Below are 12,895 nucleotides of genomic sequence, written 5' to 3' on the forward strand. Positions count from 1 at the left end.
GAGATGTCGACGAGTCAGGACTCGACGGACCAGGGCCCGGCCGACGCCGGGAACTTCACCCGGCGGACGCTGCTCGGCACCGCCGGGGCCGGGCTGCTGGTCGGCGCCGGTGTGGGCGTCGCCGGTGCGGGCGTCGCCTACGCCGGGGCCGGCGGCGACGACCGGCCCGTGACCGGCGTGCTGGGCTCGACCCGGCTGCCGTTCCGCGGCGATCACCAGTCCGGGATCACCGACCCGCCGCAGGCCAGGGTCCAGCTGGCCGCCTTCGACCTGGCCGGGGGCGTCGGCCGGGACGGGCTGCGCAGCCTGTTGCAGCGCTGGACGTGGGCGGCCGAGCGGCTGACCGCCGGGCAGCCGGCCGAGGAGTCCGACAACCAGATCGCGCTGGACCTCGGGCCCTGCTCGCTCACCGTCACCGTCGGGTTCGGCGCCACGATGTTCGACAAGGCCGGGCTGGCCGACCGCCGGCCGGCGGCGCTCGAACCGCTGCCCGCCTTCCCCGGCGACGCGCTCGACCCGGCCCGCGGTGACGGCGACCTGATCGTCCAGATATGCGCGGACGACGCCCTGGTCACGGTGCACGCCCTGCGGGTGCTCCAGCGGCTGGCGACGGGCACGGCGACGCTGCGCTGGCAGGCGGCGGGCTTCTCCCGCACCCCCGGGGCCGCCTCGCGGAAGATCACCGCGCGCAACCTGATGGGCCAGGTCGACGGGACCAACAACCCCAGGCCGGGCGAGGAGAACTTCAACAAGGTCTACTACGGCGGCGGCAGCAACGACCCGCAGCCCTGGCTGGGCGGCGGCTCGTTCCTGGTGTACCGCCGGATCCGGATGCTGCTGGACAACTGGGAGGCGCTGCCGGTGGACCGGCAGGAGCGGGTGATCGGGCGGCGCAAGTCGACCGGCTCCCCGCTCAGCGCGGCCGCCGACTCCGGCGAGCGGACCAAGGTCGACCTCGCCGCGCAGAACCCGGACGGCAGCCTGAAGATCCCCGCCGACGCGCACATCCGGGTCGCCGCCCCCGCCTCCAACAGCGGCGCGGCGATGCTGCGGCGGAGCTTCTCGTACCACGACGGGCTGCTGCCGGACGGTTCGCCGGACGCCGGGCTGCTCTTCATCGCCTTCCAGGGCGACCCCCGCGAGGGCTTCATCCCGGTGCAGCGCAACCTCTCCCGGGCCGACAGCCTCGCCCGGTTCCTGCGGCACGAGGCGAGCGGCATGTACGCGGTGCCGCCGTCGGCGCCGCTCGGCGGCTACCTCGGACAGCAGTTGCTGGAAGCGCGCTGACGGTCCGGCCCAGCGCGGTCCCGGCCACCGGAACACGGTCCGGCCGGGACCGCGGAGTCGTTAGGGTGACTGCTTCGGCACACCCGCCCGCACCACCGAGACCTCACGGAGGCGTCATGTCGGCCACCCGCTACACCTACCTCGGACCGGCCGGCACGTTCACCGAGGCGGCCCTGCACACCCTGCCCGAGGCGGCGACCCGGGAGCTGGTGCCACTGTCCTCGGTGGCGCTGGCGCTGGACGCGGTGCGCGGCGGGGAGGCGGCCGGGGCGTTCGTCCCGATCGAGAACTCGGTGGAGGGCGCGGTCACCGCGACCAACGACGAACTGGCCGCCGGCGCACCGCTGATGATCTACCGTGAGGTGCTGCTGCCGATCACCTTCGCGCTGCTGGTGCGGCCCGGCACCGAACTGTCCGGGATCAAGACGGTGACCAGCCACCCGGTGGCCCAGCCCCAGGTGCGGCGCTGGCTGGCGGCCAACCTGCCGGAGGCGAAGTGGGAGTCGGCCGCCTCCAACGCGGACGGCGCCCGGCTGGTCGCCGAGGGCCGTTACGACGGCGCCTTCGCCGGGGAGTTCGCGGCGCCGATCTACGGGCTGGAACCGCTGGTCAAGGAGATCGCGGACGCGAAGAGCGCGGCCACCCGGTTCGTCCTGGTCGGCCGGCCCGGGCGGGTCTCCTCGCCGACCGGCGCGGACAAGACCTCGATGGTGGTCTGGCTGCCGGCGGACCACCCGGGTGCGCTGCTGGAGCTGCTCCAGGAGTTCGCGGTGCGCGGGGTCAACCTGATGCGGATCGAGTCCCGGCCGACCGGCGAGGGCATGGGCAGCTACTGCTTCCTGATCGACTGCGAGGGCCACCTCTCCGACCGCCGGGTGGGCGAGGCGATGATGGGGCTCAAGCGGATCTGCCCGCAGGTGCGGTACCTCGGCTCCTATCCGCGCGCCGACCGGCAGGAGTCGACCCACCGGCGGCCGGGCACCTCGGACGGGGATTTCACCTCGGCGGCGGACTGGCTCTCCCGCGCGCTCGACGGCCGCGGCGACATCTGAGATCCACTTTTTGTCCTTCGGACCTTTTCCGACCGTTTCGGACCGGTCCGATCAGGCGAGGTCGGGCGGCCCCACCCGTCATCCACAGGCGGTCCGGGGCCGTGCCCGCTGTCCACAGGCCCGACGGCTGTCCACAGCCCGGAGTTATCCACAGGCCTGGGGATGAGTCGACAAACCGGTATAGCCATTGCCCAGACCTGGTCGGACCATCGGTTTGCGTCGCAGAGATGACCAATCGGACCAGAGTCACCCGGTTGCCAGCAAATCACCCGTCCGAGTGCTTCAATTCCCTCACTCGAGAAGGTTCATTGAGGTTTGAAACCTCAATTCCCTGGTTCGTTCACGCGGAAGACGATCCTCCCCTTTGATCCACAGGCCCAGGCCCCAGCCTGTGGATAACTCGACGGCGGAGAGTTCCCCACGGGAGTTATCCACAGGCCGGGCCGAGTTATCCCCAGGGAAAAAGCCGTACCGGCGGAGGAACGGTCGCCCGGTACGCTTGGCCCTGTGATTGACCTTCGCCTGCTCCGTGAGGACCCTGACCGAGTGCGCGCCTCGCAGCGCGTCCGTGGCGAGGACGTCGACCTGGTCGACGCCCTCCTCTCCGCCGACGAGCGGCGCCGGTCCTCGGGCAGCCGCTTCGACGAACTGCGCAGCGAGCAGCGGGTGCTCGGGAAGCAGGTCGCCCAGGCCAAGGGCGAGGAGAAGGCCGCCCTGCTCCAGCGCACCAAGGACCTGGCCGCCGAGGTCAAGGCCGCGGACGCCGAACAGGGCGCTGCCAAGGAGGAGGCCGACCGCCTGCTCCGCTCGCTGGCGAACCTCATCGACCCGGCCGCCCCGGTCGGCGGCGAGGAGGACTTCGTCACCCTGGAGGAGATCGGCACCCCGCGCGACTTCTCCGCCGAGGGCTTCGAGCCGCGCGACCACGTCGAGCTCGGCCAGATCCTGGGCGCCATCGACACCGAGCGCGGCGCCAAGGTCGCCGGTGCTCGCTCGTACTACCTGACCGGCGTCGGCGCGCTGCTGGAGCTCGCCCTGGTCAACATGGCGATCGCCCAGGCCACCGCGGCCGGCTTCATCCCGATGATCACCCCGACCCTGGTCCGCCCGGCCGCCATGGACGGCACCGGCTTCCTCGGCCAGGCGGCCGAGAACGTGTACCACCTCGCCGAGGACGACCGGTACCTGGTCGGCACCAGCGAGGTCCCGCTCGCGGCGTACCACATGGACGAGATCCTCGACGCCGACAAGCTGCCGCTGCGCTACGCCGGGTACTCCTCCTGCTTCCGCCGCGAGGCCGGCACCTACGGCAAGGACACCCGCGGCATCATCCGCGTCCACCAGTTCGAGAAGGTGGAGATGTTCGTCTACACCACTCCCGAGGACGCGGAGAACGAGCACCGCCGGCTGCTCCAGTGGGAGAAGGACTTCCTCAACGCCCTGGAGCTGCCCTACCGGGTGATCGACGTCGCCTCCGGCGACCTCGGCGCCTCGGCCGCGCGCAAGTTCGACATCGAGGCGTGGATCCCCACCCAGGGCAAGTACCGCGAGGTCACCTCGACCTCCAACACCACCGAGTACCAGGCCCGCCGGCTGTCGATCCGGATGCGCGAGGAGGGCAAGACCCGCCCGCTCGCCACCCTGAACGGCACCCTGGTCGCCATCCCGCGCACCATCGTGGCGATCCTGGAGAACCACCAGCAGGCCGACGGCTCGGTCGTCGTTCCCGAGGCGCTGCGGCCGTACCTCGGCGGGCGGACGGTCCTCGAACCGGTCAAGTAGCCGGTCCCGCGACCGGCCCGCACCACCCAGCACCACCCGCGACTCCCGGGAGACGTACGGCCCATGAGCACCATCAGCCCCAGCCCCGCCTCCCCCGGAGCCACCGGAGGTGGCGACCTGCCCTACCGGCTGGTCGCCACCGACCTCGACGGCACCCTGCTCACCACCGAGGAGACCGTCTCCGAGCGCACCCGCGCCGCCCTGGCCGCGGCCACCGGCGCGGGCGCGCTGCACATCATCGTCACCGGGCGCTCGGCGGTCTGGGCCCGCCCGGTCTTCGACGAGATCGGCTACACCGGGATAGCCGTCTGCGGCCAGGGCGCCCAGGTGTACGACGCCGGCGCGCACAAACTGCTCACCTCGCTCACCCTGGACCGGCGGCTGGCCGCGCTCGCGATCGAGAAGATCGAGGCCGAGACCGGCCCGCTGGCCATCGCCGCCAACCAGGACGGCCTCGACGGCCAGGTGCTGGCCGGCCCCGGGTACGAGCTGCTGATCGGCTCCGACCTGCCGGTCGTCCGGGTCGAGCGCGGCGGACTGCTCGACGCCCCGCTCAGCAAGCTCTACATCCAGCACCACGCCCTCACCGACGACGCCCTCGCCGAGGCCGCCCGGCGCGCCGCCGGCGACCTGGTCGGCGTGGTGATGGCCGGCGCCGGCGTGGTCGAGCTGCTCCCGCTCGGCCTCTCCAAGGCCACCGGCCTGGCCGTCGCCGCCCGCCGCCTGGGCGTGCGCGCCGCCGACACCATCGCCTTCGGCGACATGCCCAACGACGTCCCGATGTTCGGCTGGGCCGCCCACGGCGTCGCCATGGCCAACGCCCACGAGGAACTCCTCGCCGTGGCCGACACCGTCACCACCAGCAACGACGAGGACGGCGTCGCCGCGGTCCTGGAGCGGCTCTACCGGGTGTAGTTGTCCGGGCCCGCGGCCAGGAGCGCGCCGCGGGTGGCCGCGTCCGTCCACGGTTCCAGGCTGTCGTCCTCGCCCAGGTTGACGTAGATGGCCTGGGCGTGGATCAGGTACCGGTGGTCGGTGGTCTTCCGGCCGGTCTGGGTGGCCCGGGTGGTGTTCGTGCCGCCGGAGCACAGCTCGGAACCGGGCCCGCTGCTGGGGCACCAGAAGTCCCAGTCGGAGATGTTCGCGTCGGAGAGCGCCTTGTAGGCGGTCTCGGCTGCCTGGGCGTTCTTCATGGGTTTGACCAGGATGATCACCATGATCGTGTTCTTGGCGTCCAGGTAGGTCCCGACGACCTGGTTCACGCAGCCGCCGTCGCTCAGCGCCGTCCGGACGTCGTTGCTCATGCCCGAGGTCACGCAGTCGTGCCGCCCACCGCTGGCACGTTGGTAGCGCACCTGCTTGGCGTCGGTGAACGACTCGGGGAGCAGTGCGGAGGCGGTCAGCGGGGTGCGGTCGGTCAGTTCGTCGTCGAGCGAGGCGGGGTCGAACGTCGGGGTGGGGACGGGCCGGTACGTGGGCGTGTAGGTGTACGCGGGCGTGTGGGCCGGCGTGTGGGCGGGCGCGGGTGTGTACGGATCCGCCTCCGGTGAGGAACCGGACTTGTGGTGGGCGACTCCCAGCACCACCGCGAGGACGACGGCCGCGACGACCGCGGCGATGCCGATTCCGGCCACGAACGGCGTCCTGGCCGGCGGAGTCGACGTGCCCGGACCGGCCGCCGAGCCGACCGGGGTGGGCGGCCGCGGTGCGGCCGGGGCGGACGGGGCGGACGGGGCGGACGGGGCGGACAGGCGGGCCGCCGCCGGGGCGGTGGAGGCGGTGGCGGCGGCCGCCGTGAGGTGCTCCGCCCAGAGCGCCGGGGCGGGCCGGCGCGACGGGTCCGGGTCGAGTCCGGAGCGGGCCAGTTCGCCGAGGGCCGGGCTGAGCGCGGCGAGCGCCGCCGGGTCGGTGGTGTTCTGGTCCCGGGCGAAGAGCCGCACGGCCAGCAGCGCCAGCTTGTGGGCGTCGCCCGCCGCCGTCCCGCGTTCCTCGCCGTGCGGCAGCTGCCAGTCCGGGGTCTCGACCTGCGGCAGGACGGTGGCGCCGCGCAGCCGCACGGCGTCGCAGTCGATGAGGAAGCAGCGGGCCCTGCCGCCGTCGGTGGCGAAGAGCAGGTTCTTCGGGGAGAGGTCGCCCACCGCGATGCCGAGGCGGTGCAGCCGGGACAGCGTGGTGGCGAGGTCGGCGAGCAGGGCCAGACGGTCGCGGTCGCTGACGGTGAGGCCGATCCGGGCCACGTAGTCGTCGTCGTTGAGCAGGAACTCCAGGGTGGCCAGCCGCCGGGTGGCCGCCGTGCCGCCGCCGAGGGCGTGCAGCTCGAAGTGGAAGCGCTCGGGGGCGGCCCGCATCAGGAAGCCGCTGACGCGGCCCTGCCGGCGGACCAGGGCGGTGGGCCAGGCGGCCCGCTCGTCGAGCCAGTGGGCCTCGGCTCCGTCGAGTTCGGCGAGCAGCGCGACGATGGCGGCCAGCGCGCCGGTGTCGAGTCCGGAGAGGGTCTCCGGGCGGTACTCCTTGTAGACGAGGGCGTGGCCGTCGGTCTGCCGGGCGACCTCGTGGACGGTGCCCTGGCCGCCCTGCCCGAGGCGGCGGACCAGGACCAGGCTGTCGTGGTCGACTGTCGGAACGGCGCGGTCGTCCGTCATCTCGTCTCCTGGACGGGGTGCGGCCAGACGACCAGGAGGGTCCGGTCGTCGTCGAAGGTCTCGCGGGAGAAGTCGAGCAGGTGGGCGAGCCAGAGCGGGGTGGGCGGGTCGGCGAGGGCGCCCGCGAACAGCTCGCCGACCTGGCCGTCCCCGTCGCCGAGCGGGTCGCCGAAGCCGTCGGTGCCGATCAGCAGGGCGAGTCCCGGGGCGAGCCGGACACCGGTGCGCTCGATCGGGTCGGGCACGGCGGGCAGCGGGGTCACCTCGGTGCCGATCAGCGGGGTGTCGTCGGCGGACTTCGGGCCGAAGAGCGGGTGGTAGCGGCCGTACGGCAGGTCGAGCACCCAGGCGCCGGAGTCCCCGATCCGGCAGAGCTCGACGACGGGGCCGGCCGGATCGGGGTGGACCACCCCGGTGACCAGGGTGGTCGCGTACAGCCGGGAGACCTCGGCCGGGTCCGGTTCCCGGCCGCCCAGCCGCCAGCGGGCGACCTGCCGCAGCCGTCGGGCGGCGTGCCGGGCGACGTCCTGGAAGTCCACCGGTCCCGGGCTCGCGGAGAGCAGGTGGAGCGTGTGCGCGAGGGCGGCCCGGCAGGCCTCGATGGCACCGAGTTCGGCGCTGGTCGCGGCCGAGACGCCGTCCGCGACGGCGAAGGCGACCGCGCCGGTGGGCTGGTGCAGGGCGACGCGCGCGGCGTCCTGACGCGGGCGGCCGTAGTAGCGGTGCTCGGCCCCGCGGACGGAGGCGAAGCGCACGGTCAGCGCGTCGGTGGACCAGCCGTCGCACTCGGTGTCGGGGAAGTCGTAGGCGGGCTGGCGCGGCGGCCTCGGTTCGAACTCGATCCCGGGCGTGCCCACGGCGATCCGCTGCCAGGGGCCGGCGGCCGGCCCGGGGCCCCGCTCGGGGCCGGGACCGTGCCGCGTCACTGCCCGACCTCGTCGATGGCGAGGACGAACTGGTCCGGACGGTTGACCACGAGGTGGGGGTTGGCGGAGCCCAGGGCCTGGCCGGAGGCGACCAGGCTGGTGGTGAGCGCGTGGAAGAACTCGCCGATGGCCCGGCCGAGGTCGATGCCGGACCGGGCCACGAAGGCGAACTCCGGGCGGGTCGCCACCGCGAGCATGGTCCGGGGATCGGCCTCGCCGATGCCGCAGGCGATGATGTTGGGGGCGGTCGGGGTCCGTCGGCGGTCGGTGAGGAGGGCGTGCGCGTCCCGCCAGTCGTCGCCGTCGGTCGGCTGGCCGTCGCTGAGCAGGAACACCACCGGCCGGTGCACCTTGTACCCCTGGCCGCGCAGCCACTGGACGTCGGTGGGGATGCGGTCCAGCAGGTCATCGAAGACCGCCCGGTAGTTGGTCAGCGCGCGGATGACGACCTGGGGCAGTCTGGTCTCGGTCCGCATGTCGGTGACCGCGAGGCGGATCTCCACGTCGTCGGAGAAGCCGAGGACGGCGAGCCGCAGTTTGGCGGCGATCATCGGCTCGGCCCGCAGCCCCTCGCACAACGAGACCAGCCCGCCGGAGAGTTCGGCCAGGTACGGTTCCATCGAGGCCGACTCGTCGGCCAGTACGTAGGCGGGCAGCAGGACACCCTTGGTCTCGGCCACCGCACCCCCTTCCTGTCGTGTGGGTTCCCTGGGGCCGGCCGACGGTGCGGCTACTGGAGCATCGACCGGACCGCCTCGTCCAGGTTCTGGATCTCGGCCGCGACCGCGGTGGTGGCGACGACGCCGGCCCGGGCCCTGCCGAGGAAGCGCAGCACCTGGTCCCAGCGCCGGGCCGGGGAGTCGATCTCGGCCTGGAGGTCCTCGGCGGCCTGCGCCTGGCGGCTGTCCGGCTCGCTCTCCCGGCGCAGTTGCTCGGCGAGCGCCAGCACCCGCCGGGCGATCGCCTCCTCGTCCACCTCCCCCGCACCGGAGTTGACCGTGACCGAGGAGTTCCGGCCCGCGGCCACGGGCGAGTTGGTGAAGTTGACCGGCCCGCTGCCGCTGATGTGGAACCCGCCGGAGTTGTTGCGTCCCTCGCTCATGACCTGGCCTTCCTTCCCTCCGGGTCGCGGGACGGGATCATGTTCCGCACCCGGCTGCCCGCCCCGGCGGCGACCGGGGAGTTGACGAAGCTGATACTGGCGTTGCCGGAGGTGAAGATGCCCCCGTTGTAGATGACGTTCCGGCGCTCCCGGACCTCGGAGACGTCGACCCGGTGGTCCTCCAGGAAGTCGATCAGGGTGTCCAGGGTCCGCCGCTCGACGACCTTGGTGTACATCTGGTGGTCGATCTGCTGGTAGTAACGGTGGAACTTGGAGTCGGCCGCCAGCTGCCGGATGCTGCTCAGGGCCCCGTAGTTGAAGGCGCTGAACCGGATCTGGCGCAGCTGGTCGCCCTTGGTGAACCAGGCGACGACGGGCGCGAAGGGCAGGGCCAGCAGGAAGCCGGCGCCGCGCACCAACCGGCCGGGCATGCTCTTGAGGGACGTCCCGGCCAGGGTGGCGAGCTGGCGCCAGGTCGGCCGGTCGAGCAGGTGGTCGACCAGGTGGTAGGCCTCCTTGACCGGGGGGAGCATCGAGGAGGCGCCCTCGACGAAGAGCAGGTCCTTGGCGGGGCTGAGGCCGAACCGGACGGTGCTGGTGGTCACCACCTCGCTGCCCCAGCCCGACACCGTCGTGACCAGGTAGGGCCGGGCCCGGGAGGTGCCGTCCTCGCGCAGCCGGTCGACGATGTGGGCGGGCAGCTCGCGGGTCGGCCGGTCGGTCGGCCGGGGCAGCAGGACGGCCCGGACGGCCGGATCGACGCCCAGCGACAGGTCCGCGCCGCTGACGAAGATCCGCTCGGCGACGCTCACCTCGGGCAGCCCCAGCGACTCCACCGCCCTGGCGGTCTCGGCGGTCAGGTCGGCGATGGAGAACGGCAGGACCCGGTCGTAGTGCTCGCCGGGCCGGTCCACCGGGATGGTGAAGTTCCAGGTGTTGAGCAGCCGCCCGTACCCGAGGAAGGGCTCGAAGCCGGAGAAGACCGTGACGTTGCCGGTGTGGTCCAGTCCGGCCAGCTCCCGCAGCCGGGCCTCCTCCTCGGGCCGGGTGGCGACCGGCGCCCGGGCGGGGTCGAACACGCCCCGGCTCAACCGGGGCTTGATCACGCCGAAGTAGGCGGTGAGCTGCTCGATGAGGACGACGGCCCAGGCCACCACCAGGAGCGGGAGCACGACGATCGGCAGGCCGAGGAAGGGCAGCGAGGTCTCCGACGCGGAGGCGGCGGACGCGTCGGGGTAGCCGTAGCCCGTGGGCGGGGCGGGCGCTTCGGTCTGTTCGAAGGGGTGGAGGAAGAAGGAGGCCACGATGCAGGCCGCGATGAGCGCGAGCAGCACCCTGGCGGTGGTGTGGCGGGTACGGGCGAAGACGGCGTAGCGCAGCACGCAGGCCAGGTCGACGTCGGGCGAGGACGCGACGGCCCGGCGCGGCTCGCCGAGGACGGAGTCGATCGCGCGGCGGGCGAGGGTGCTGTCCATCTGCACGGCCGCGCACAGGTAGCGGGTGGCGTCCGTGGTGCGCGGCGGCGCCGCGGACCGGGGGGGCCGGCCGCGGGGGGCCGGGACGGGGCCGGTCCTGGTCGTGGCGACGGGGCCGGTCTTGGTGGTGGCGACGGGGGCCCCGCAGCCGGAGCAGGGCACGCCCGGGGGGTTCACCAGGCCGCAGTTCGGGCAGTTCCAGGTGTCGAAGGTGCTCATGGTCGATCGCCCTTCGTGAATCTTCGTGTGACGTAACTACCCGCCCTGGGGCGAAATCTGACCTGTCATCAGCTTGTGGATTTTCCGGACTGCCGGAATCCGGGAGTCCGCCGGCCGGGACGGCGGGGCACCGAGAGCCCTCCCGCCCCTCCTCTCCCTCCCGCACCCCGCACCCCGCACCCCGCACCCCGCACCCCGCCTCCGGCGGGACCGAGGCAGTTGTAGGATGACCGGGCAAGCGGTTGTAGGATGACCGATGACCGGTGATGGCGTACGCGGTGTGGAAGGGAGGTCCGGCATGAGCGGCGGTCTGCAGGCGGCCGGGCGGCGTTCCCTGGTGGACACCGCGATCGAGCAGCTGCGGGAACAGCTCGCGGGCGGGGTGTGGCCGGTCGGGTCGCGGATTCCCACCGAGCACGAGCTGGCCGAGCGGATGCGGGTCGGGCGGAACACCGTGCGGGAGGCGATCCGGGTGCTGGTGCACGCCGGAATGCTGGTCTCCCGACAGGGCGAGGGGACGTTCGTCCGCTCCACCAGCGACCCGGCGTCGGTGCTGCGCGGCGTCCAGCGCTCGGGCATCCGGGACGTCCTGGAGGTCCGCGCGGCGCTGGAGACCGAGGCCTCCCGGCTGGCCGCGCTGCGACACACCCCCGAGGACGTCCGGCGGATGCGGGCCGCACTGGCCCGCGAGGCCGAGGTGTTCGCGACGCACCCCGAGCGGGCGAGCCGCGAGGCCACCGTCGAGCACGACCTGGAGTTCCACACCGCCGTCGTCGAGGCGGCGCACAACCCGGCGCTGACCGAGGTGTACCGCTACTTCAGCGCCTCCGTGCGCGAGACGATGACCTCCGCCTTCGGTGACCACGAGATGCCCGAAGCGGTCGTGGCCACCCACGAGGCACTGGTCGACGCGATCGAGAGCGGCGACCCGGACCGGGCCGAGACGGCGTCCCGTGCGCTGCTCGCCGAGCCCATCGCGGCCGTCGAGCAGCTGCTCGCGGCCATCGCGGCCCGGAAGTAGGACGGCGCGAGCCTCCCCTTCCGCCGTCCGCATCCACGCACATTCACGAAAGAACAGCACGCCCATGGCCGTCACCCGTGCCCAGCAGCCGGTCGCCACCACTCCTGCCCCGCTCCCCGCCCGCGCCCGGCTGGCCCATCCGCTCCTGCTGCTGGCCGGCATCGTGCTGGTCTCGCTGAACATGCGCGCCTGTCTGGCAGCGGTCTCCCCGATGGTCGGCGAGATCCAGCGGACCTTCGGCCTGTCGGCCACCGCGGCCGGGCTGATCACCACCGTCCCGGTGCTGTTCCAGGGCGTCGGCGCCCCGCTCACCCCCCGGCTGACCCGGCGCTTCGGCGTCGAGCGGGTGGTGCTCGGCGCGGTGCTGGTACTGGGCGCGGGCGTGCTGCTGCGGGTGCTGCCCTCGGTGGCGGCCCTGTACGCGGGCTGCGTGGTGATCGGCGTCGCCATCGCGGTGCTGAACGTGTCGATGCCCGGCCTGGTCAAGCGCGAGTTCCCGGACCGCGCGGCCACCATGACCGGCGTCTACTCGACCACCATGCTGGTCGGCGCCACCCTCGCGGCCGGCACCTCCGTCCCGCTGGAGCACGCGCTCGGCGGCGGCTGGCAGGCCTCACTCGGCGCCTGGTCGCTGCTCGCGCTGGTCGCGGCGGTGGCCTGGCTGCCGCAGGTGCTGCGCTCCCGGCAGGAGAAGGCGGCGGTGGCCGCGGCCGTCCAGCAGCCGGGCAAGCCGATCGAGGGCATCTGGAAGGCCCCGCTGGCCTGGCAGATCAGCCTCTTCATGGGCATCTCGTCGCTGCTGGTCTACACCCTGGTCGCCTGGATGCCGACCATGCTGGCCGAGCACGGCATGGACCGCGGCCAGGCCGGACTGGTCTTCGCCTTCTCCAACCTGGTGCAGGTGGCCGGTGCCTTCCTGGTGCCGCTGATGGCCGGCCGGATGACCAACCAGCGCGCGCTGGCGGTGACCATGGCCTCGCTGAACGGGCTCGGCATCGCCCTGCTGCTGGCCGCGCCGGTCTCCGCCGCGTGGGTGTCGGCGACCATCCTGGGCGTGGCCCAGGGCGGCTCGCTGGGCCTGGGCCTGGCGTTCATCGTGCTGCGCACCCGTACCGCGGCCGGAGCCGCGCAGCTGGGCGGGATGTCGCAGGCGGTCGGCTTCCTGGTGGCGGCGGCCGGCCCGGTCGGCGGCGGTGCGCTGCGCCAGCTGACCGGCGGCTGGGAGACCACCCTGGTGCTGATGCTGGTGCTGGTCGTCGTGGTCGGCGCGGCCGGCTGGGGCGCGGGCCGCAACCGCACCCTCTGAACGCACCCTCCGAACCGCTCGCGAGGAAAGCGACGGAAGCGACGGAGGCGCGGTGCCCCGGGGCCGTTACGGCTCCGGGGCAC

General features: G+C 73.3%; 11 protein-coding genes. 6 read left to right on the forward strand and 5 right to left on the reverse strand.

The genetic code is table 11. From position 1 onward, the window contains the following. Positions 1 to 3: 3 nt before the first annotated feature. The 4 genes from efeB (at position 4) to ACFRMQ_RS03590 (ending at position 5,036) form a co-directional block, all read left to right on the forward strand. On the forward strand, positions 4 to 1,287 hold the full coding sequence (efeB, locus tag ACFRMQ_RS03575) for an iron uptake transporter deferrochelatase/peroxidase subunit (protein WP_380726472.1): 1,284 nt from the start codon (positions 4 to 6) through the stop codon (positions 1,285 to 1,287). A 116-nt stretch (positions 1,288 to 1,403) separates the two neighbouring features. After that, positions 1,404 to 2,339 carry a prephenate dehydratase gene (gene pheA / locus ACFRMQ_RS03580; protein WP_380726474.1) on the forward strand — a complete coding sequence of 312 codons (936 nt, stop codon included), beginning with the start codon at positions 1,404 to 1,406 and terminating at the stop codon, positions 2,337 to 2,339. A gap of 507 nt (positions 2,340 to 2,846) precedes the next feature. Continuing rightward, positions 2,847 to 4,121, forward strand: a complete 1,275-nt coding sequence (serS, locus tag ACFRMQ_RS03585) for a serine--tRNA ligase (protein WP_380726476.1) — start codon at positions 2,847 to 2,849, stop codon at positions 4,119 to 4,121. 63 nt (positions 4,122 to 4,184) lie between these two features. Further along, positions 4,185 to 5,036 carry an HAD family hydrolase gene (locus tag ACFRMQ_RS03590; protein WP_380726478.1) on the forward strand — a complete coding sequence of 284 codons (852 nt, stop codon included), beginning with the start codon at positions 4,185 to 4,187 and terminating at the stop codon, positions 5,034 to 5,036. Here ACFRMQ_RS03590 and ACFRMQ_RS03595 read toward each other — a convergent pair. Genes ACFRMQ_RS03595 through ACFRMQ_RS03615 form a run of 5 tightly spaced genes read right to left on the reverse strand, consistent with a single transcriptional unit; the run spans position 5,024 to position 10,485 of the window. After that, entirely contained in the window at positions 5,024 to 6,763 is a 1,740-nt protein-coding gene (locus ACFRMQ_RS03595) for a lipopolysaccharide kinase InaA family protein (protein WP_380726480.1), read from the reverse strand. The genes ACFRMQ_RS03590 and ACFRMQ_RS03595 overlap by 13 nt on opposite strands. Further along, positions 6,760 to 7,689, reverse strand: coding sequence for a protein phosphatase 2C domain-containing protein (locus ACFRMQ_RS03600; RefSeq protein WP_380726482.1), 930 nt, complete (start codon positions 7,687 to 7,689; stop codon positions 6,760 to 6,762). Before ACFRMQ_RS03600 ends, ACFRMQ_RS03595 begins: the two co-directional genes overlap by 4 nt. Beyond that, positions 7,686 to 8,369 (reverse strand): hypothetical protein, encoded by a 684-nt coding sequence (locus ACFRMQ_RS03605; protein WP_380726484.1) that lies wholly within the window; start codon positions 8,367 to 8,369, stop codon positions 7,686 to 7,688. Before ACFRMQ_RS03605 ends, ACFRMQ_RS03600 begins: the two co-directional genes overlap by 4 nt. Positions 8,370 to 8,419: 50 nt before the next feature. After that, complete coding sequence (locus ACFRMQ_RS03610; RefSeq protein WP_380726486.1) at positions 8,420 to 8,791, reverse strand: hypothetical protein; 372 nt, start codon at positions 8,789 to 8,791, stop codon at positions 8,420 to 8,422. Next, complete coding sequence (locus ACFRMQ_RS03615) at positions 8,788 to 10,485, reverse strand: hypothetical protein (protein WP_380726488.1); 1,698 nt, start codon at positions 10,483 to 10,485, stop codon at positions 8,788 to 8,790. Before ACFRMQ_RS03615 ends, ACFRMQ_RS03610 begins: the two co-directional genes overlap by 4 nt. A gap of 298 nt (positions 10,486 to 10,783) precedes the next feature. Between ACFRMQ_RS03615 and ACFRMQ_RS03620 the strand changes: the two genes are divergently transcribed. Together ACFRMQ_RS03620 and ACFRMQ_RS03625 are read left to right on the forward strand one after the other, a co-directional pair. After that, on the forward strand, positions 10,784 to 11,506 hold the full coding sequence (locus tag ACFRMQ_RS03620) for a FadR/GntR family transcriptional regulator (RefSeq protein WP_380726490.1): 723 nt from the start codon (positions 10,784 to 10,786) through the stop codon (positions 11,504 to 11,506). Between the two features lie 64 nt (positions 11,507 to 11,570). Further along, complete coding sequence (locus tag ACFRMQ_RS03625) at positions 11,571 to 12,812, forward strand: CynX/NimT family MFS transporter (protein WP_380726492.1); 1,242 nt, start codon at positions 11,571 to 11,573, stop codon at positions 12,810 to 12,812. The last annotated feature ends 83 nt before the right edge of the window (positions 12,813 to 12,895 follow it).

Source organism: Kitasatospora sp. NPDC056783, assembly GCF_042789895.1.
In the GTDB taxonomy this organism is placed as follows: domain Bacteria; phylum Actinomycetota; class Actinomycetes; order Streptomycetales; family Streptomycetaceae; genus Kitasatospora.